This window comes from Phenylobacterium sp. (genome assembly GCF_036563285.1).
Taxonomy (GTDB): domain Bacteria; phylum Pseudomonadota; class Alphaproteobacteria; order Caulobacterales; family Caulobacteraceae; genus Phenylobacterium.
Window position 1 is genome coordinate 856,675 of record NZ_DATCMR010000011.1, and the last position, 18,152, is coordinate 874,826.

The 18,152-nt window shown below is 70.2% G+C and carries 19 protein-coding genes; 7 read left to right on the forward strand and 12 right to left on the reverse strand.

The window, feature by feature from the left end; translation table 11 throughout:
* Positions 1 to 30 precede the first annotated feature (30 nt).
* The gene (locus tag VIL76_RS15015; protein WP_332045839.1) at positions 31 to 1,845 is read right to left on the reverse strand and encodes a PQQ-dependent sugar dehydrogenase; all 1,815 of its coding nucleotides are present in this window, start codon (positions 1,843 to 1,845) and stop codon (positions 31 to 33) included.
* A 60-nt stretch (positions 1,846 to 1,905) separates the two neighbouring features.
* The gene (locus VIL76_RS15020; protein ID WP_332045840.1) at positions 1,906 to 2,106 is read right to left on the reverse strand and encodes a hypothetical protein; all 201 of its coding nucleotides are present in this window, start codon (positions 2,104 to 2,106) and stop codon (positions 1,906 to 1,908) included.
* A 129-nt stretch (positions 2,107 to 2,235) separates the two neighbouring features.
* Here VIL76_RS15020 and folP point away from each other — a divergent pair, with 129 nt between their 5' ends.
* Positions 2,236 to 3,027 (forward strand): dihydropteroate synthase, encoded by a 792-nt coding sequence (gene folP, locus VIL76_RS15025; protein ID WP_332045841.1) that lies wholly within the window; start codon positions 2,236 to 2,238, stop codon positions 3,025 to 3,027.
* Here the strand turns inward: folP and VIL76_RS15030 are convergent.
* Both VIL76_RS15030 and VIL76_RS15035 read right to left on the reverse strand, forming a co-directional pair.
* Positions 3,024 to 4,523: an ABC transporter permease gene (locus VIL76_RS15030; protein ID WP_332045842.1), complete on the reverse strand. Its 1,500-nt coding sequence runs from the start codon at positions 4,521 to 4,523 to the stop codon at positions 3,024 to 3,026. The two genes, folP and VIL76_RS15030, sit on opposite strands and share 4 nt — an antisense overlap.
* Positions 4,520 to 5,455, reverse strand: coding sequence for an ABC transporter ATP-binding protein (locus VIL76_RS15035; protein ID WP_332046511.1), 936 nt, complete (start codon positions 5,453 to 5,455; stop codon positions 4,520 to 4,522). The genes VIL76_RS15030 and VIL76_RS15035 overlap by 4 nt, the downstream gene beginning before the upstream one ends.
* 66 nt (positions 5,456 to 5,521) lie before the next feature.
* On the opposite strand from VIL76_RS15035, the gene thiD reads away from it, so the two are divergent.
* Both thiD and VIL76_RS15045 read left to right on the forward strand, forming a co-directional pair.
* The gene (gene thiD / locus VIL76_RS15040; RefSeq protein WP_332045843.1) at positions 5,522 to 6,325 is read left to right on the forward strand and encodes a bifunctional hydroxymethylpyrimidine kinase/phosphomethylpyrimidine kinase; all 804 of its coding nucleotides are present in this window, start codon (positions 5,522 to 5,524) and stop codon (positions 6,323 to 6,325) included.
* Positions 6,322 to 6,894: a nucleotidyltransferase family protein gene (locus tag VIL76_RS15045; protein ID WP_332045844.1), complete on the forward strand. Its 573-nt coding sequence runs from the start codon at positions 6,322 to 6,324 to the stop codon at positions 6,892 to 6,894. Before thiD ends, VIL76_RS15045 begins: the two co-directional genes overlap by 4 nt.
* A 56-nt stretch (positions 6,895 to 6,950) precedes the next feature.
* On the opposite strand, the gene VIL76_RS15050 is transcribed toward VIL76_RS15045, so the two are convergent.
* The 4 genes from VIL76_RS15050 to VIL76_RS15065 form a co-directional block, all read right to left on the reverse strand.
* Positions 6,951 to 7,160, reverse strand: coding sequence for a hypothetical protein (locus tag VIL76_RS15050; RefSeq protein ID WP_332045845.1), 210 nt, complete (start codon positions 7,158 to 7,160; stop codon positions 6,951 to 6,953).
* A gap of 337 nt (positions 7,161 to 7,497) precedes the next feature.
* Complete coding sequence (locus tag VIL76_RS15055; RefSeq protein ID WP_332045846.1) at positions 7,498 to 7,863, reverse strand: hypothetical protein; 366 nt, start codon at positions 7,861 to 7,863, stop codon at positions 7,498 to 7,500.
* Positions 7,864 to 7,961: 98 nt separating this feature from the next.
* Positions 7,962 to 8,384, reverse strand: coding sequence for a hypothetical protein (locus VIL76_RS15060; RefSeq protein WP_332045847.1), 423 nt, complete (start codon positions 8,382 to 8,384; stop codon positions 7,962 to 7,964).
* Between the two features lie 147 nt (positions 8,385 to 8,531).
* Positions 8,532 to 10,430 (reverse strand): ATP-binding protein, encoded by a 1,899-nt coding sequence (locus VIL76_RS15065; protein ID WP_332045848.1) that lies wholly within the window; start codon positions 10,428 to 10,430, stop codon positions 8,532 to 8,534.
* 221 nt (positions 10,431 to 10,651) lie between these two features.
* Here VIL76_RS15065 and VIL76_RS15070 point away from each other — a divergent pair, with 221 nt between their 5' ends.
* Positions 10,652 to 10,990: a hypothetical protein gene (locus tag VIL76_RS15070; protein WP_332045849.1), complete on the forward strand. Its 339-nt coding sequence runs from the start codon at positions 10,652 to 10,654 to the stop codon at positions 10,988 to 10,990.
* 58 nt (positions 10,991 to 11,048) lie between these two features.
* Positions 11,049 to 11,492, forward strand: coding sequence for a hypothetical protein (locus VIL76_RS15075; RefSeq protein ID WP_332045850.1), 444 nt, complete (start codon positions 11,049 to 11,051; stop codon positions 11,490 to 11,492).
* Here the strand turns inward: VIL76_RS15075 and VIL76_RS15080 are convergent.
* On the reverse strand, positions 11,489 to 12,382 hold the full coding sequence (locus VIL76_RS15080; RefSeq protein WP_332045851.1) for a DMT family transporter: 894 nt from the start codon (positions 12,380 to 12,382) through the stop codon (positions 11,489 to 11,491). The two genes, VIL76_RS15075 and VIL76_RS15080, sit on opposite strands and share 4 nt — an antisense overlap.
* Positions 12,383 to 12,535: 153 nt before the next feature.
* On the opposite strand from VIL76_RS15080, the gene VIL76_RS15085 reads away from it, so the two are divergent.
* Both VIL76_RS15085 and serA read left to right on the forward strand, forming a co-directional pair.
* Positions 12,536 to 13,705 carry a phosphoserine transaminase gene (locus tag VIL76_RS15085; protein ID WP_332045852.1) on the forward strand — a complete coding sequence of 390 codons (1,170 nt, stop codon included), beginning with the start codon at positions 12,536 to 12,538 and terminating at the stop codon, positions 13,703 to 13,705.
* Between the two features lie 81 nt (positions 13,706 to 13,786).
* Positions 13,787 to 15,361, forward strand: a complete 1,575-nt coding sequence (gene serA, locus VIL76_RS15090) for a phosphoglycerate dehydrogenase (protein ID WP_332045853.1) — start codon at positions 13,787 to 13,789, stop codon at positions 15,359 to 15,361.
* On the opposite strand, the gene VIL76_RS15095 is transcribed toward serA, so the two are convergent.
* The 3 genes from VIL76_RS15095 to VIL76_RS15105 all read right to left on the reverse strand — a co-directional run bounded on the left by VIL76_RS15095 (position 15,358) and on the right by VIL76_RS15105 (position 18,150).
* Positions 15,358 to 15,621 (reverse strand): MoaD/ThiS family protein, encoded by a 264-nt coding sequence (locus VIL76_RS15095; protein WP_332045854.1) that lies wholly within the window; start codon positions 15,619 to 15,621, stop codon positions 15,358 to 15,360. The genes serA and VIL76_RS15095 overlap by 4 nt on opposite strands.
* On the reverse strand, positions 15,618 to 16,739 hold the full coding sequence (locus VIL76_RS15100) for a glycosyl hydrolase (protein WP_332045855.1): 1,122 nt from the start codon (positions 16,737 to 16,739) through the stop codon (positions 15,618 to 15,620). The genes VIL76_RS15095 and VIL76_RS15100 overlap by 4 nt, the downstream gene beginning before the upstream one ends.
* A gap of 76 nt (positions 16,740 to 16,815) precedes the next feature.
* On the reverse strand, positions 16,816 to 18,150 hold the full coding sequence (locus VIL76_RS15105; protein WP_332045856.1) for a S41 family peptidase: 1,335 nt from the start codon (positions 18,148 to 18,150) through the stop codon (positions 16,816 to 16,818).
* Between the last annotated feature and the right edge of the window lie 2 nt (positions 18,151 to 18,152).

An 18,152-nucleotide genomic window follows, 5' to 3' on the forward strand; every position in this document is an offset into this window, starting at 1 on the left:
GGTGGTGCGGCCCTTTTTCTTTGCCCTTCGTCAGGACGCGAAGATCCAGTCACCTGTGAGCTGGGAGATCTGCACGCCGACCAGGATCATCTGGTTGCCGCCGCCCATGTCGATGACCACGTCGGCGCCCTCCTGGCGGACCGTGTACTGCGTCCCCGCCAGCACGTTCACCCGGTCGCCCTCGCTCCTGTTGAAGTCCATCACGCGGTCGATGCCGGCTTCCGCGAACGTGTGGAAGACGTCCGCGCCGCTCCCGCCGGTGACGGTGTCGGCGCCGCGGTCGCCCGCCAGCCAGTCCGTCCCCTCGCGGCCGAACAGCGTGTCGTCAGCCTGACCGCCGCGCATGACGTCGCCGCCCACGCCGCCGTCGAGGTAGTCGGCGCCGAGGTTGCCCAGCACCACGTCGGCGCCGTCGCCGCCGCTCAGGCTGTCGTTGTTCTGGCCGCCCACCACCCAGTCGCCGCCGTGGCCGCCGATGACCGTGTCGTCGCCCATGTTGCCGTGCAGGTCGTCGAATTCGAGCCCGCCGTAGATCAGGTCGTTGCCCGCTTCCCCTCGGATGAAGTCGCTGGCGTCGCCGGCTCCCGCACGGGGCGTCAGCCGGTGGATGTCGCCGTCCAGTCCGATCACGTACAGCCGCCCCGAGCCGTCGACCGCGAAGGACGAAATCTGGTCGAGGTCTCCGCCGCTCACAACGATCTGGCCGTTGCGGTTCAGGAAGTCCTGCGCGACCCCGTTCACGACCTTCACCGTCCAGATGTAGCCGGTGGCGAAATCGCCGAAGACATAGAGGCCGTTGGCCCCGCCCGGGCCGTGGTAGACGTAGCCGCCGGTGACGGCGACGCCGGAGTAGTTCGGTGTCGTGCGGTCATAGTCCAGCACGGGATCGGTGAGCCCAGCCGGCGCAGTTCCATTGTGCGGCTGGAAGCCCTCCTTGAACCGCCAACCGAAGTTCAGGCCGCCCTGGCCCGCGGCGGCCCAGTCGAGCTCCTCGCGCTGCCCTTGGCCCACGTCGCCGATGTAGAGCTCGCCGGTGGCCGCGTCGAAGCTGGCGCGCCAGGGATTGCGGAGGCCCAGGTGCCAGACCTCGTCGGCGCCCGGCGTGGCGCCGGCGAACGGGTTGCCCGCTGGAATCGCGTAGTTGCGGTTTGGATCGCCCGGGAAGGCGTCGCCGTCGACATCGATCCTGAGGATCTTGCCAAGCAGGCTATCGGGGTTCTGGGCGTTGTTCTGCGGATCCCCGCCCGAGCCGCCGTCGCCCGAGGCGATGTAGAGCATCCCGTCCGGACCGAACGCCATCCAGCCGGCGTTGTGGTTGGAGAACGGGTGGGTGAAGGTCAGCACGACCCGGCCCGAGCCCGCATCCGCATGGTCGGCGTCGCCGCGCAGGTACTCCCTGACCTCGACGTTGCCCTGGGCATTGGTCAGGTAGACGAAGAACCGGCCGTTGGCGGCGTACTGCGGGTGGAAGGCCAGCCCCAGCAGGCCCTCTTCGCTGCCGCCCGAGAGGCTCGAGTTCGGCAGGTCGAGGAAGGCGTCGCCCTGCACCGTGCCGGTGTTCAGGTCCACGATGCGGACGCGGCCCTCGCGCTGCTCGACCACGAACAGCCGGTGCGGATCGCCCGGCGGCGAAGCGGCGAACACCGGGGATGCAAGTCCAGAGGCGACCCTGACCGCGTCGATCATCCCGTTCGCGGGGTCGGTGTCGCTGGCGCCGTGCCCGTAGAGCACGTCGTCGCCGGGGCCTCCGAAGAGGGTGTCGGAGCCTTCGCTGCCGGAAAGGGTGTCGCGGTCCGTCGTGCCCGTCAGCGTGTCGCGTGCGCTGGTTCCCGTGATCTCGGCCATCGTGGGTCTCCAAACCCAAAGCCCCGCTTGTGGAAACGCAGGGACTGGCCGGTTGTTCGATCAGACGTGCTTGCGCAGCAGTACGATGGCGCGCTTGACCACCTTGCGGCCCCAGGCGGTGAGGTCCAGGCGCATCAGCTTCTCCTTCGCGGCGTGCATGGCCATCGCGCCGTGGCGCCGGCGCAGCAGCTGCGCCTCCTCGAGCGCGTCCTGCTCGAGCCGCTTGCGCCGCCGGTAGAGCCTGAGCGGATTGATGGTCATCCGCAGCCATCGTCCTCGATATGGTTCGGCTTCGCCTGCTAAGAAGCGTTCCTCGCCCCAGGTTCCCTGACCCAGCATTTGACGACCCCCTTCGAATTCCCCGCGCCAGGAGGCCGGACGGTGCAGGTCATGGCTGTGACGAACGTCACCCCTGACAGCTTCTCCGACGGCGGCCGCTACCTCGACGCCGGCGCCGCCCTGGCCCATGCGCGCCGGCTCATCGCCGATGGGGCCGACATCCTGGATGTGGGCGGTGAATCGACCCGGCCCGGCGCGGAGCCGGTGGACGCGGCGGAGGAGATCGGCCGTGTGGTGCCGCTGATCCGCGGCGTGCGCGCGGAGAGCGCGATCGCGATCTCCATCGACACCATGAAGCCCGCGGTGGCGCGTGCGGCGGTGGAGGCCGGCGCGGCGATGTGGAACGACGTCACCGCCCTGCGCCACGATCCGTCGAGCCTCGCCGTCGCCGCCGAGCTGGGATGCGACGTGGTGCTGATGCACATGCAGGGCGAGCCCCGCACCATGCAGGCCGAGCCGCGCTACGATGACGTCGTCGAGGAGGTGGCCGGTTTCCTTTCCGGCCGGGCGGAGGCGGCGATGGCCGCCGGCGTGGCGCGGGAGCGGATCTGGCTCGATCCGGGCATCGGCTTCGGCAAGCACATGACCCGCCACAACCTGCCGCTGCTCGCCGGTCTCGAGCGGATCGTGGGGCTGGGATTCCCGGTGCTGCTGGGCGCCAGCCGCAAGAGCTTTATCGGCGCCGTGGACGAGGGCGGCCGGACGCCGGACCAGCGGCTGGGCGGGTCGATCGCCGCAGCGCTCGCGGGCGCAGCGGCCGGTGTGGCGGCGGTGCGGGTGCACGACGTGCGCGAGACCGTGCAGGCGCTGCGCGTCTGGGCCGCGATCGAAGCCGCGCGCTAGCCCTCGCGGGCGCGGAACAGTCGGCCCAGGCCCTTCAGCTTCATGGGCTGGCCGGCCTGCAGCAGGTTGGCGCGGAACACCTTCCCGAGCACCAGCAGCTCGACGACCACGAAGACCCCCAGCAGCACCGCCGACCCCAGCACCTCCAGCGGCGAGACCCCGCCGCCCAGCCGCGCCATCATGGCGAAGGGAGTGTAGGGCGGGATCCAGGAGAGGATCCGCGGCAGCGGCCCGTCGGGGTTCTGCAGCACCGCGCTCATCACCGCCACGAAGGGGAGAGTGAGCGCCAGGATGATGGGCGTGAGGTAGCCCTGGGCGTCGCGCATGCTGTTTGAGACCACGCCCACGGCCAGGAACACCATGGAGATGGCGACGTATCCGGCGAGGAAGAAGTAGACGAGGGCCGCGATGGTCCAGGGCGAGCTGATCGAGGTCAGCGCCGGCCGCAGGAAGTCCGCCACTGCGCCCTGCACCGCGAAGGCCGCGCCGACGGCGAAGGCGATCCAGACCAGGATCATGGTCATGCCGACGCCGACCACCCCCAGCAGCTTGCCGTAGAGCAGGTCGTCCGGCGCGACGCAGGCCAGCACCGCCTCCAGCAGCTTGTTGGACCGCTCCTCCACCAGACCCTGCAGCGCCCACGAGCCCGAGAGCATCAGCGACATCAGCAGCAGGTAGGCGAAGCCCAGGGGCAGGGCCGAGCGGATCAGCATCTGCTCGCGGCCGCCCGAGGTCGGCGGGACGGCGAGGCCCACCGGCGCGCGGATCGCCCCGATGCGCGCCAGCGTGGCGGGATCCACCCCGGACGCGGCCAGCGCCTCAGCCTGGACGCTGCGGTCCAGCTCCAGCCGCACGGCCTCGATCAGGGCGGCGTTGGGACGGGCCGTGGTCCAGAGCTGCGCGGCGACGCCGGACTGGCCGAAGGCCGCGGGGATGTGCACGCCCAGCACCAGCTGACGCGGCCCGCTGGGTGTCGGCACGTCCTTGCCCAGGTGCGGCCCCAGCGTGCGTCCGAACGCCTCCGCCCCCTGGCCGCGGGCCACGTCGGCGGGCGCCTGGGCCGCCACGAAGCGGGGCTGCGACGGCCGGAACGGCGGGGCGGCGGCAGGCTTCAGCCGCGCGAGCTCGGCCTCCGCAGCTGCCTGTCCGCCGGCCGCCTCGAACGCGGCGACCTCTGCCTCCGTGAAGCTGCGCGGTCCGTGGCCCCACAGCGCGTGGACGCCGCCGGCCCGCACCTTCCAGCGCGCCGCATAGGTCGAGAGCTCGGTCAGCACCTGCCGCTGTCGCTCCAGCCGGATGCGGCGCTCGATCGCCGGCGCATAGCGGCCGGTCTCGTCCACCACGACATAGGCGACGCCCGGCGCCGGCTTGAACATCCGCGCCGAGACCTGGGTCAGCACGATGGCCAGAGGCAGGAGCAGCAGGGTGAGCCAGAAGCTCCGGGTGGCGGCGATCTGGCGGAACTCGCGCGCGGCGACCAGCAGCATGGGGTTCATGAGGCGGCTCCCGAATGCTCGCCGACCAGGTGCAGGAACACCTCGTGCAGGCTGGCGCGGTAGGGCTCGAAGCGGCGCAGCGCGAAGCCCTGCGAGGTCGCCGCCTCCAGCACCTGCCCTGGGTCGGCGCCGGGAGCGAGCGCCAGCTCCCAGTCGGTCCACCCGTCATGCGCAGCCCCGGCCGTGGCGCTGGCCACGCCGGGCAGTCCGCCGGGGTCGGCGCGGGCGGTGAGCGAGAGCCGGGAGGGCAGGCAGGCCCGCGCCTCTTCCTGGTTTCCCTGGAAGACCTTGCGGCCGCGCGCCATGAGCAGCAGCCGGTCGCAGAGCCGCTCGGCGTGCTGCATGACGTGGGTGGAGAAGACCACCGTCGAGCCGGAGTGGGCCATCTCCAGCACCACCTCCTCCAGCACCGCCTGGTTCACGGGGTCGAGGCCGGAGAAGGGCTCGTCGAGGATCAGCAGCCGCGGCGTGGTGACCAGGGCGGCGGCCAGCTGCACCTTCTGCGCCATTCCCTTGGACAGCCGCTCCACCTTCTCGCGTCCGAAGGCGGCCAGGCCGAAGCGATCGATCAGCCGCTCGGCGGCGGCGCGCGCGTCGCCCGCCGTCATGCCCTTTAGCCGGCCGAAGTAGATCACCGTCTCCAGGGCCGTCATCTGCCGGTAGAGTCCGCGCTCCTCCGGCAGGAAGCCGATCGCCCCGCGGATCTGACGGCCCGGCGGCTGGCCCAGCACCTCTATGGCGCCGGTGGTGGGCCGCAGGATGTCGAGCGCCATGCGCAGGCTGGTCGTCTTCCCCGCGCCGTTGGCGCCCAGGAAGCCGAAGATCCCGCCCTCCGGGACCAGGAACGAGAGGTCGTCGACCGCGACGAAGTCGCCGAAGCGCTTGGAGACGCCGTCAAAGGCCAGGACCGACAGGCGCGCCTCCCGAACAATCGCGCCGGCAGTGAACCCGGTTTCGCAGGCCTCGCCAAGGCCGCCGGGGCGCGCTATCGGCTCGCCATGCAGCCGCTGGGACGAGTCCTCATTATCGCCGGGTCGGATTCCGGCGGCGGGGCGGGGATCCAGGCGGACATCAAGACCGTCACCGCCCTAGGCGGCTACGCGGCCACGGCGGTAACCGCCATCACGGTGCAGAACACACTTGGCGTCACGGGCGTCCACCCGATCCCCCTGGACGTGGTGGAGGCCCAGGCGCGCGCCGTGCTCGACGACATCGGCGCCGACGCCTTCAAGACCGGCATGCTGGGCGACGCCGCGACCGTGGACGTGGTGGTCCGCATCCTGGAGCGCGCCCCGAGTATCCCTGCCGTCATCGATCCGGTCATGGTCGCCAAGGGCGGGGCCGCGCTGCTGGCCGCCGAAGCCGTGGCCGCGGTGCGCGAGCGGCTGGTCCCGCACGCCGCCCTGCTCACCCCCAATGCCCCGGAAGCCGAGGCGCTGACCGGCCTCTCCATCGCCTGCGCCGACGACCTTCGCCGCGCCGGCGATGCGCTGCTGCGGGCGGGCGCGCGGGCGGTGCTGATGAAAGGCGGCCATGTGCCGGGCGAGCGGGTCACGGACATCCTGATGACCGCGTCGGGCGAGACGGTCTTCGAGGCCGAGCGGCTCGACACCCGCCACACCCACGGCACCGGCTGCACCCTGGCCTCGGCCTGCGCCGCGGGTCTGGCGCAGGGCCGGCCGCTCACCGACGCCGTGGCCCGCGCCTGGGCCTATGTGCAGGAGGCGATGGCCCGCGCTCCGGGCTTCGGACGCGGCCACGGACCCCTCGACCACGGCTGGCCGCTGAGGGAGGCCCGATGAGCTCCGACCTGGACGCGCGGCTGGAGACCATCATCCGCGGCGTGCCGACCACCATGCAGGTGCTGCAGACGGCGCGTGAGCTGGACCTGCCGGACTGGCTGATCTTCTCGGGCGCCGTCTACCAGCCGGTGCTCAACCACCTCACCGGCCGCGCGCCCGACTACGGCATCAAGGACTACGACCTGGGCTACTTCGACGCCTCCGACACCTCCTACGAGGCCGAGGATGTGGTGATCCGGCGCGTGGCCGAGGCCTTCGACCCGCCGCTCAGGGACATGGTGGAGGTGCGCAACCAGGCGCGCGTGCACCTGTGGTTCGAGGGGAAGTTCGGCGAGGCCTACGCCCCGCTCACCGGCACGGCCGAGGCGCTCGGCCGCTTCGTCAGCCCGCTGTTCGCTGTCGGCGTCCGGCTGGAAGCCGATGGCCGCATGACGGTGCTGGCGCCGTTCGGCCTGGAAGACCTGTTCGCCATGCGGCTGCGGCCCAACCCACGCCGGCCGACCAACGGCTTCGCCCGCACGGCGGCCTCGCTCAGCGCCCGCTGGCCCGAGGTCTCGATCGAGCCCTGACGGCAGAACGCCCCCGGATCGCTCCGGGGGCGCTTGGGCCAGCTGTCCTGGAGGGGTTAGCGCCAGCCGTAGCCGTAGGCGTACGGCGGGGCGCGCCGGCTGGCGTAGCTGGTGGCGGTCATCCGCTCGATGCGGTCGACGACACGGGCCAGGCGACGGTACTCGCCGTGCGAGGCGACGCCGGTCTGGACGCGGTAGGCGATGGGCTGCACCGTACGCAACTGCGCCCTCAGGTTCGCCGCCTGGTTCCAGCTGATCTCGCCCATGCGGGCGGCGTTGTTGATCCGCCAGTCAAGGCTGTCTACGTAGGAAGACGTCAGCGGTCGATCGTAAGTGACAACCGGTGCGCGCCAGGGCTGAGCCATAGCAGGCGTGGCAGCAGCCGCCCCGAGCGTGAGTGTAGAAGCTGCAACGATACCAATAGTCTTGAGCGTGTTCATAATCGTATCCTCTGCCTTGGTCGTCCCTCTGCTTCGGATGTGGCCATAGAAACTCACGTGAAACCGGTTGGTTTCATGCGATTACATGAACCGAAAATGAACGTGGCCCCGGCTGTTGCCAGCCGGGGCCACGCTTGACGCCCTTTAGAGACGGGGCGCGGGGTTAGCGGTAGCCGTACCCATAGCCGTAGTCGCGGTCGCGGCTCTCGAAGCGGACGGCCGCGGCCAGCCGATCGAAGCGGCGGTCGAGGTCGGCCCGTTCGCCCATGGTGAGGCCGTTGATGCGGTAGCGGGCCTCGAGGCGCGCCAGCTGGCGGAACTGGCTGTGCAGCCGGCGGGCCTCGGCCGGGGTGAGCGCGCCGCGCTGGATGCCGCGCTCGATGCGCCGCTCGAGCTGGGCCTGACGGGCGTTGATGGGCTCCCAGCGATCCCGTCCGTAGCCGTAACCGTACGGCTGGGCCGTGGCGGTGGTGGCGGCGGCGGTCAGCGCCGTGGCGGCGACGACGGCGAGGGTGGCGATCTTCTTCATGGTCTTCGTCCTTTCAGGGGCTGAAGGGTGGTCGAGGGAGAAGTTCGGCGCCCGCCCCACCAGGGGGACGGGGGGAGGAGGAGCGGGCGCCTGGCGGCTTAGCGGCGGTAGTCGCCGCCGTAGCCGTATCCGTAGTCGCGGTCGCGACGGTCGTAGCGGGCGCGGGTGTTCACGGCCTGCTCGATCCGGTCGACGACCCGCGTGAGGCGCTGGCGCTCCCAGCCGGAGGCGCGGCCGGTTTCGACGCGATGGGCAAGGGTCTGCACCTGGCGGAACTCGGCCATCAGCTGGCGGGCTTCCTGGCGGGAGATGCGGCGCTCCTGCGCCGCGTTGTGGATCTTCCACTCCAGGCTGTCGACGTAGGCGCTGGTCAGCCGGTGGTCGCCGCGGCGGTCGTAGCGCTGCTCATAGCGCTGGTCCCACTGACGGTCGTTGTCGCGGCGCCAGTCCTGGGCGGCGGCGGGGGCGGCTGCGGCGGCGAGCGCGGTGGTGGCCGCCAGAGCGATCAGGATCTTCTTCATGAGCGGGTCCTCCAAGACCTCGTTCGCCGGGGAAGCCCGGCCTCGATGGACTGGAGAAAACCACACGGGCCATGACGCCAGTCTGAGCCTGGCGTTGTGTTGCGTTCAGCTAGGTGAGGGCCTGTTCAGGCCCGCGTCAGGCCCGCGTCAGGCCGCGTTGGTCTGGGCCTCAGCCGGGGCGACGCCGCCGGTGGCCGCCGCGTTAAGGGCGGCGGAGATCGCCTCGTAGAGCTTGGCGATCTCGATGGGCTTGGCCACGTGGCCGTCCATGCCGGCCGCCAGGTACTCGGCCACCTGGTGGGACAGGGCGTTGGCGGTGAGCGCGACGATCGGGGTGCGCGGCCGCTTTTCCTGCCGCTCCGTCTGCCGGATCGCGCGGGCCGCTGCGATGCCGTCCATGACCGGCATCTGGATGTCCATGAGGATCAGGTCGTAGGCGCCCATGCGCCAGGCTTCCACCGCCTGCTTGCCGTCGGCCACGACGTCGAGGTCGATGTCGAGGCTGTCCATGACCGCGCGCAGCACCTGCTGATTGGTGGGATTGTCCTCGGCGGCCAGCAGGCGGAGGTTCTGCTCGTCGCGCTTGGCCACCGCTTCCTGGCGGCCCTCGGCGACCTGGCCGCGCTTCAGGGGCAGTTCGACGGTGAAGGTGGAGCCCTTGCCCTCGCGGCTCTGCACGTCGATGGAGCCGCCCATCATCTGGACGAGCTCGCGGCAGATGGCGAGGCCGAGGCCGGTGCCGCCGAAGCGGCGGGTGGCCGAGTTGTCGGCCTGGGTGAACTTCTCGAACAGCGTCGGCAGCTTCTGCGGCGCGATGCCGATGCCGGTGTCCTTGACCACGATGCGCAGGGCGCCGCTCTTCGGGTTGACGTCCACCAGCCCCTGGACCGAGCCCTGGGGCGTGAACTTCACGGCGTTGGAGAGCAGGTTGCCGAGCACCTGGCGCAGGCGGTCGGCGTCGCCGCGCCACCAGCCCATGGCGTCCGGCGTGACCTCGACGTTGTAGCCCAGGCCCTTGCCGCGGGCCATGACCGCGAAGCTGTCGCGGGTCGCCGACAGCGTCGGCTCCAGCTCGAAGTCGTCGACGATCAGGGTCAGCTTGCCGGCCTCGATCTTGGAGAGGTCGAGCACGTCGTTCAGCACCGCCAGCAGCAGGCCCCCCGACTGGCGGATGATGTCCAGGCGGTCGCGCTGCTTGGCCTCCAGCTCGCCCATGGCCATCACCTCGGCCATGGCCAGTACGCCGTTCAGCGGCGTGCGGATCTCGTGGCTCATATTGGCCAGGAACTGGGTCTTCAGCGTGTTGGCGGCGTTGGCCTCGTCCCGGGCGGCCTCCAGCTCGCGCAGGGTGCGCTTCAGGTCGGCCTCGCGCTCGCCAAGCTTGCGCAGCAGGTGGTTGAAGCTGTCTGTCAGGCTGCGGAACAGCTCGTCGTGCGCCACGACGTTGACAGGCTCGAAGCTGCCGCCGGCCGCGACCTCGTGCATGGCCTCCGACAGTTCCTGCACCGGGCGGATCACCCGTCCGGCCAGGCTGCGGGCCAGGAACAGCGCCACCCCGATGCCGCCGAACAGCAACACGAAGGTGAGCGCGACGAACTTCGGCAGCATGGGCCCGAGCTGCGGCGTCGCGACCGTCAGCGACAGCTCGCCGAGCTTGTGGCCGCCGGCGACGATATCGGCCTTCAGCGTCTCGCGCGGCGCGTTCGGCTTGGCGGTCCGGGACTCGTAGGCCGCCAGCGGCCGACCATTGAGGTCGACCGCCCGGGCGGAGATGACGTTGGCGCTGTTCTCCAGCGAGGCCAGCGGCGCCTGGACGTGGACCTGGTCGCGCTCGACGACGGCGGGCGCCATGCTCTCGGCGGTGATCTTCGCCAGGGCTTCGTAGGTCTGGTGCGACTGGGCCTTCGCCACCGCCCACTGCTGCAGCATGAAGGTGCCGCAGGCCGCCAGCAGCACCACCAGGGTCGTGACAAGTCCGACGCTCGCAATGCGGGCGTGGAAGGTGGCGACGGGGGCCTGATCTTTCTGACCGGCAGGGGGTGTCATGACGCTCGCGGGCTTCTGCACGAGCCGCCGGTTGTAAAGCCTAACTCCTAACGCTTCGCTTCCGGCGAGCAGCACTCGCCTTTAACGTGAAGTGTAGCGGCCGCGCCACGCTACAACCCCGAGCGGTAAAAATCGTACTTAACCACTCGTAAAACGATTGCCGGAAGCTTCACCATTCGTTTACCGTGTATCTCGTCGGGAAATCGCCTGGAGGGGTGCTTATGGAAAAGATTTTTGTGGCCAAGCAAGTCGCGGAGAAGCTCTACGCGACGGAAGCGGCTGTCGACACGGCTCTGACCGAAGCCGCCGAGTTCATGAGCGTTATGCTGGCCGCCCGGAAAGACGTGAACGCGCCGCTCACGTTCGCGGACGGCACGCAAGTGAAGCTGATGGACGCCATGAAGGCGCTTAGCGACGCGCGCACCGCCATGGTGGCCGTGCACGAGGAACTGCATGAGGCCAAGCTGCGCCTCGGCATCCGCACGAAGATGGGCTTCCAGTCCGAAAACGCGCCCACGGGCGCGCACGAAGACGCCACCGTTCTGCGCGACGTCGGCTAAGGTTAATTCTTCGTCATTAACGCTTGCTGCACCCCTTTGAACCTAGGGGTGCAGCAAGATGCCTGTGGAACCTCTGCTCGCGGCACTGATCCTCTTCGGAGTGTCTGCCTGCGTATTCGCCCTGATCAGAGGCGGTAAGGACGAGCGCATCGGCGCGGCGGTGATTCTCGCGAACCTGGTCGCGGCGCTCATCAACGAACTGCTGGGCCAAGCCCAGATCGGCACCTTGCTTATCGACGGCATAACCGCCCTCATCCTCCTTGGGGTGGCGGTGCGGTTCGCCAGCGCATGGCTAGGGGCGGTCATGCTGCTGTACGGGCTGCAGTTTACGCTCCAGGCGTACTACCTCGTCATGGACAGGGCCCGGGACGTCTTGAGCGTTCGGCTGAACAACCTCGACTTCTTTCTTGTGTGTCTCTGCGTCGCCGTGGCCACCGCCCTTACGGAGATCAAGCGCCGGAAGGTGGCCGCAGGTCGGCCGGGCGCTGACCATCCCACCTAGGCGGCCGCTTTCGGCCGCGGCGTCAGCGTGACCAGCCCCACCCCCGCCAGGATCAGCGCGAGCGCCGCGATCGCCGGCCAGCCCGGCCGCTCGCCCAGCGCCAGCACGCCGAGCGCCGTGGCGCCCAGCGGCGCCAGGTAGATCGCCATCGACATGAACAGCGGCCCCCGGCGGTGGATCAGGAAGACGTAGCCGATCGTCCCCAGCGCCGTTGAGATCACCCCCATGGCCAGCACCGCCAGCAGCGACGGCAGCGGCGGCCAGGACGGGATCGGCTCCAGCACCAGCGCGCCGGCCAGCGCCACGGGCGCGGCCCACAGGCACATCAGCAGAGCCCCCACAGCCGAGGGCGCCGGCGGCGCAGTCCTCGTGAGCACATTGGAGACCGCATAGAGCACGGCGCCGATCAGCGCCGCGATCAGGCCGGCGGCTTCCACGGTCATCCCTTGCGAGAACTTCGGCGCCACCAGCACCACCAGCCCGGCGAAGCCCAGCAGCACGCCGCCGGCCTTGCGCGCGGTCAGCCGATCGTCCGCCAGCACCATGTGGCCGAGGATGCCCGTGAAGATCGGCGACGCGCCGTTGCAGATGGCGTTGACCGCGCTCGGCAGCCGCTGGGCCGAATAGGCGTAGAGCGCGAACGGTATGGCCATGCCGATCAGGCCGATGAAGGCGTAGGCGCGCCACAGCGGGTCGCGGCGGCCCGGCAGCGGCTGGCCGCGCGAGGCGAGCACCGCCACCAGCACAGGGATCGCCACGATCAGCCGGATGGCCGTGTTCCACATCGGCGAGAAGTGGGCGGTGGCCAGCTTCAGCACCGCGAACGACGAGCTCCACCAGGCCACAAGCAGGCCCAGCACCACCCAGTCGATCGCCGCCCCGCGCTTCATAACCGGCCGTAAACCACGCGCCGCGACAGAGCGCCGCTCAAAACCGCTTTCAGAAAGTTTCTCTTGCGCTGCAGCGAGAACGAAGGCCTTTGGCCGGCGGGCCACGCCCTCCCAACGGGGCGCAGTCCATCTGCAAGGATGGGAGACATCGCAATGACTACCCCGCCGAAGCCGGCCATGCGCCCGGCTCGTCCCGAGTTCTCTTCCGGCCCGTGCGCCAAGCGCCCCGGATGGACCCCTGAAAATCTCTCCAATGCAGTGCTCGGGCGGTCGCATCGCTCCAAGCTCGGCAAGGCTCGGCTGAAGGAAGCCATCGACCGCACCCGCGAGGTCCTGGAGGTGCCTGACGACTTCCTGATCGGCATCGTCCCCGGCTCGGACACCGGCGCCGTGGAGATGGCCATGTGGTCGATGCTGGGCCCGAAGCCGGTGCAGCTGCTGGCCTTCGAGAGCTTCGGCAAGGACTGGGTCACCGACGTGACCAAACAGCTGAAGCTGGAGGCCGAGGTGCTCGGCGCCGACTACGGCGAGCTGCCCGACCTCACCAAGGTTCGCAAGGACGCCGACCTGGTCTTCACCTGGAACGGCACCACGTCTGGCGTGCGCGTTCCGAACGCCGATTTCATCGCCGCCGACCGTGAAGGCATCACGATCTGTGACGCCACCTCGGCGGCCTTCGCCCAGACGCTGGACTGGGCGAAGCTCGATGTGGTCACCTTCTCGTGGCAGAAGGCGCTGGGCGGGGAGGGCGCGCATGGCGTCCTGATCCTCGGCCCCCGCGCCGTCGCTCGGCTGGAGAGCTACACGCCGGCCTGGCCGATGCCGAAGCTCTTCCGCATGACCAAAGGCGGCAAGGTCAGCCTCGACATCTTCGAAGGCGCCACGATCAACACGCCCTCCATGCTGTGCGTCGAGGACTACATCGACGCCCTGAAGTGGGCCGCCTCGATCGGCGGCGTGGCCGAGATGAAGCGCCGCGCCGACGCCAACCTCGCGGTGCTGGAAGCCTGGACGCAGCGCGCGCCCTGGGCCGCCTTCCTGGCCGAGGATCCCGCGATCCGCTCCAACACCTCGGTGTGCCTGAATGTGATCGACAGCCGGGTCACCTCGCTTGCCGAGGACGCCCAGGCCGACTTCGCCAAGAAGCTCGCGTCCGTGCTCGAGAAGGAAGGCGTGGCCCTCGACGTCGGCGGCTACCGCGACGCCCCTCCGGGCCTGCGGATCTGGTGCGGCGCCACCGTCGACACTGCCGACCTGGACGCGCTGACGCCCTGGCTCGACTGGGCCTTCGCCACCGTCGCCTCCGAGCTGCAAGCCGCCTAAGCCGCCGCCCCTTCGCGGCATCCCACATCAAAGTCCCTCTCCCGAAGCTCGGGGGAGGTCTCCGCCTCAGGACATCCGCCCATGCCCCGCGTGCTCATCGCAGACAAGCTCTCGCCCGCCGCCGTCAACATCTTCAAGGAGCGCGGCGTCGACGCCGACGTGAAGACCGGCCTGTCGAAGGACGAGCTCCTCAAGATCATCGGCGACTACGACGGCCTGGCCGTCCGCTCCGCCACCAAGGCCGACAAGGACGTCATCGCCGCGGCCAAGAAGCTGAAGGTCATCGGCCGCGCCGGCATCGGCGTCGACAACGTCGACATCCCCGCGGCCACCGCCGCCGGCGTGGTGGTCATGAACACGCCCTTCGGCAACTCGATCACCACCGCCGAGCACGCCATCGCCATGATGTTCGCGCTGGCCCGCCAACTCCCCGCCGCGGACGCCTCCACCCAGGCCGGCAAGTGGGAGAAGAACCGCTTCATGGGCGTAGAGCTCTACGGCAAGACGCTGGGCCTGATCGGGGCCGGCAACATCGGCGGCATCGTCGCCGACCGCGCCAACGGCCTGAAGATGCACGTGGTCGCCTACGACCCGTTCCTCAGCCCTGAGCGGGCGGTGGAGATCGGCGTGGAGAAGGTCGAGCTCGACGCGCTCCTGAAGCGCGCCGACATCATCACCCTGCACACGCCGCTCACCGACAAGACCAAGAACATCCTGTCGGCGAAGAACCTCGCGAAGACCAAGAAGGGCGTGCTGATCGTCAACTGCGCTCGCGGCGGGCTCGTCGACGAGGTGGCGCTGCGCAAGCTGCTCGACGAGGGCCACGTCGGCGGGGCCGCCTTCGATGTCTTCGTCGAGGAGCCGGCCAAGGAGAACCCGCTGTTCGGGGCGGAGAACTTCATCGCCACCCCGCACCTCGGCGCCTCCACCAACGAGGCCCAGGAGAAGGTGGCGCTGCAGGTCGCCGAGCAGATGAGCGACTACCTGATCACCGGCGCCGTCACCAATGCGCTGAACAGCCCGTCGGTCACCGCCGAGGAGGCCCCGCGCCTCAAACCCTTCATCGCGCTCGCGGAGAAGCTCGGCGCCCTCGCCGGCCAGATGGTCGACTACGGCATCAAGGGCATCGACATTGCCTACGAGGGCGAGGTCGCCAAGCTCAACACCAAGCCGATGACGGCCGCGGCGCTGGCCGGGATCATGCGGCCCATGCTGGCCGAGGTGAACATGGTCTCGGCGCCGGCCATCGCCAAGGACCGCGGCATCTCGGTGTCGGAGTCCAAGCAGGAGGACTCGCCGATCTACGAGAGCCTGATGCGCATCGTCATCGAGACCGAGAAAGGCCGCCGCGGCTTCGCCGGCTCCGTGCTCGCCGGCGCGCCGCGCATCGTCGAGGTGAAGGGCATGGACCTCGACGCGCCGTTCTCGCCGCGGATGCTCTACGTCAACAACCTGGACAAGCCGGGCTTCATCGGGGCGCTGGGCGGCCTGCTCGCCGAGCACGAGATCAACATCGCCACCTTCAACCTCGGCCGCGTCACCATGGGCCAGGACGCTATCGCCATGGTCGGCGTCGACCAGGACCCGTCGGACAAGCTGCTGGGCGCCATCCAGGCCCTGCCGCACGTCAAGGAAGCCCGCGTCCTGCGGTTCTAGCCGCCGGAGAGCGCGCCGAAGATCAGCAGCTCGTCGCCCGCCCTCAACGGGCGGGCGACGTCGCGGGTCTCCTCCTGGCCGACGAAGATCCGCATGTGCCTGCGGACGCGGTCCTGCTCGTCGACGACGCGGAACTTCAGCCCCGGGAAGCGGCGGTCGAGGTCATCAAGGGCCTCGGCCACCGTCGCGCCTTCCGCCGCCGCGCGCGTCGCGCCGCCGGTGTAGGAGGTGAGCTGCGAGGGTATGAAGACGCTGATCATCGGACGTGCGCGGCGCTCACCGAATAGATCTCCGGCAGGTGCGCGGCGATCTGGCGCCAGCTGTCGCCCTCGTCGCCGCTCATCCAGATCTCCCCGCCGGTGGTGCCGAGATATAGGCCATGCGGGTCGCCCCCGTCGCCGACGAACGCCTGGCGCTTGACCGTGAACCAGCCCTGCTCTGCGGGGAATCCGCGGTCCTGCCGCTCCCAGGTCTCGCCGCCGTCGCGGGTGCGATAGGCGGCCGGCCTGCCGCCCGGACTTACCCGCGGCCAGACCTCCGTCCCGTCCATCGGCCAGACCCACGCGGTCTTGTCGCAGCGGGGGTGCGGCACGATCGAGAAGCCGATGTCGCCGACCTCCTTCGGCATGGCGTTGCCGATCCGCTCCCAGCGCTCGCCGGGCCGGTCGAGCCGGTAGATGCCGCAGTGGTTCTGCTGCCAGATGCGGTCGGGATTGGTCGGCGCCAGCGCGATCTGATGGCTGTCCTGGCCGTACTCCGGATACGGGTCCGGCAGGAAGTTGGCCTCGACGTTCTGGTTCAGCGGCCGCCAGGTCGCGCCGTAGTCGGTGGTCTCCAGCACGCCCGCCGAGCACGTGGCCAGGTACATGTGGCCCTTGTCGCGCGGGTCGATGCAGATGCCGGCGACCATCGCCCCGTCCGGCGTCCCGCCCTCGGGCGGCAGCCACTCCATGTACATCGGATGGTCGTTCAGCCCCGACACCGGCTCCCAGGTGTCGCCGCCGTCGGCGCTGCGGAACAGGCCGGGCGGCGAGGTGGCCGCCCACCAGACGCCGGGCTCGTCGGCGTGGCCGGGCTGGAGCCAGAAGGTGTGGTGCACCGACCTGCCGTGCGGGTCCCCCTTGGGAAAGGCCGGCGGCTGCTTCACCTCGGCCCAGGTGCGGCCGCCGTCGGTGGAGCGCTGCAGGGTCGGCCCCAGGTGCCCGGTCGCCGCGGCCGCGAGCAGCGTCCTGCCGTCCCGCGGATCGGCCACGAAGTGGTTGATGATCTGGCCCAGGAACAGCGGGCCCTCGACGGACCAGCCCTGCCGGGCCGCGTCGCTCCTGTAGATCCAGGCTCCCTTGCGGGTCCCGACGAGCAGTTGGATCGCTTGGGTCATCTGAGCACCTCCCCCCAAAGGACGTTCCAGACGAGACCTATCCTACACCTGTGGCCGCAGAATCCGAGGGGGGCGGCTAGTGGGGCCGCGGAGGTTCCAGCCCGACGCCCGCGACCTTCCCGCCGGCGTCCAGGAAGATCGCGACCACCATCGACCCTGTGGCCCCCTTCAGCTCGTAGCGGTCCATCCCGGCGGGACCCACGCTGGCGAAGGAGATGCTCTGGATCGCGCCCAGTCCGGCGAACTGCGGCTTCAAGCTGGCCAGTTGGTCGCGGGTGATCTGCGCCACGTCCGGTGTCATGGCCTCGTACTTCGGCGCGCCGCTGGCCAGGCCCTCGGCGAGCACGCGTACCGCGCTCTCGCTCCCCGGCTGCGGCGTCGTGCGGGGGGTGAAGAGGCGCGCCTGCGACAGCGTCTCGACCGCGCCGTCCTCCGGCGCCTGGCCGAGCTTCTGCAGCGCCGTCTTCAGCGCCTCGCCGGCCGGCACGGCGATGTCTGGCTTCACGCCCACCCCTTCCCAGTTGGTCTTGGTGACCGGGTTCACGGGGCGCGCGTCTGGCGTGAACATGGCGAACTGCGGCGTCAGGGGCCCGCCGCCGCCCGGGTTGGCGCCGCCGCCGGTGGTCTCCCCCACCAGCACGCCCAGCTTGAACGCCTGCATGTCGTAGGCGAACTCCTCGCCGCCGGAGAAGGTGCGCGCGCTGGTCAGCACATAGACCGGCTTGCCGCGCAGCGAGATCGGCGTCGGCACGCTCATCGAAGCCTTTTTGTCGTATTCGGTGCTCCCGGCGCGGCGGTCAAAGAACTCGTTGATGAGCATGGGCTTGGCCGGATCGACGAAGTGGCTGACGAGATAGGCGACGCTTTGCGGCGAGCCCCCGCCATTGCGCCGCAGGTCGATGATCAGGGCCGGGGCGTCCTTCAGCCCCGCCAGGGCCCGGTCGACGGCCGGCTTGAACACGCCCGGCGGCGGGAACGCCGCCACCTCCACGTAGCCGATCCCGCCGGTCAGGCGGTCGGCGCGCACCACGCCGCCTTCGCTGCGCGGCGGCGGGGGGCCGGGCGGCCCCGCAGGCGGCCGCTGCGGGCCGGTAGCGCGGATGTTGAGGTGCTTGTCCTTGGTCACCTCCCTGAGGTCCGCCGTGAGCCGGTCGGCGAACGTCTGCGGATCGCTGATCTGATCGTAGGCGCCTGAGGCGAGCGCCTTCTCGATCTTCTCCGCGGCCTGGGCGCCCACGTCCGGGAAGACGTAGCGCTCGCGCAGCCGGCTCGCGGCCGCCTGCACCGCCGCCTGCCGCGCGGCTGCATCCAGGCTGGGCGCGGGCGCCTGGGCCAACGCCGCAGGTCCGCAGAACAACAGGGCCGCACTGGCGGCGGCGGCGAAACGGGCGCGCAGTCGATCGACGGTCATCA

Coding starts and splice junctions, on each gene's coding strand:
- VIL76_RS15015 (WP_332045839.1), bottom strand. CDS start 1,845: ATGGCCGAGATCACGGGAACCAGCGCACGCGACACGCTGACGGGCACG.
- VIL76_RS15020 (WP_332045840.1), bottom strand. CDS start 2,106: ATGACCATCAATCCGCTCAGGCTCTACCGGCGGCGCAAGCGGCTCGAG.
- folP (WP_332045841.1), top strand. CDS start 2,236: ATGGCTGTGACGAACGTCACCCCTGACAGCTTCTCCGACGGCGGCCGC.
- VIL76_RS15030 (WP_332045842.1), bottom strand. CDS start 4,523: ATGAACCCCATGCTGCTGGTCGCCGCGCGCGAGTTCCGCCAGATCGCC.
- thiD (WP_332045843.1), top strand. CDS start 5,522: ATGCAGCCGCTGGGACGAGTCCTCATTATCGCCGGGTCGGATTCCGGC.
- VIL76_RS15045 (WP_332045844.1), top strand. CDS start 6,322: ATGAGCTCCGACCTGGACGCGCGGCTGGAGACCATCATCCGCGGCGTG.
- VIL76_RS15050 (WP_332045845.1), bottom strand. CDS start 7,160: ATGGGCGAGATCAGCTGGAACCAGGCGGCGAACCTGAGGGCGCAGTTG.
- VIL76_RS15055 (WP_332045846.1), bottom strand. CDS start 7,863: ATGAAGAAGATCGCCACCCTCGCCGTCGTCGCCGCCACGGCGCTGACC.
- VIL76_RS15060 (WP_332045847.1), bottom strand. CDS start 8,384: ATGAAGAAGATCCTGATCGCTCTGGCGGCCACCACCGCGCTCGCCGCC.
- VIL76_RS15065 (WP_332045848.1), bottom strand. CDS start 10,430: ATGACACCCCCTGCCGGTCAGAAAGATCAGGCCCCCGTCGCCACCTTC.
- VIL76_RS15070 (WP_332045849.1), top strand. CDS start 10,652: ATGGAAAAGATTTTTGTGGCCAAGCAAGTCGCGGAGAAGCTCTACGCG.
- VIL76_RS15075 (WP_332045850.1), top strand. CDS start 11,049: ATGCCTGTGGAACCTCTGCTCGCGGCACTGATCCTCTTCGGAGTGTCT.
- VIL76_RS15080 (WP_332045851.1), bottom strand. CDS start 12,382: ATGAAGCGCGGGGCGGCGATCGACTGGGTGGTGCTGGGCCTGCTTGTG.
- VIL76_RS15085 (WP_332045852.1), top strand. CDS start 12,536: ATGACTACCCCGCCGAAGCCGGCCATGCGCCCGGCTCGTCCCGAGTTC.
- serA (WP_332045853.1), top strand. CDS start 13,787: ATGCCCCGCGTGCTCATCGCAGACAAGCTCTCGCCCGCCGCCGTCAAC.
- VIL76_RS15095 (WP_332045854.1), bottom strand. CDS start 15,621: ATGATCAGCGTCTTCATACCCTCGCAGCTCACCTCCTACACCGGCGGC.
- VIL76_RS15100 (WP_332045855.1), bottom strand. CDS start 16,739: ATGACCCAAGCGATCCAACTGCTCGTCGGGACCCGCAAGGGAGCCTGG.
- VIL76_RS15105 (WP_332045856.1), bottom strand. CDS start 18,150: ATGACCGTCGATCGACTGCGCGCCCGTTTCGCCGCCGCCGCCAGTGCG.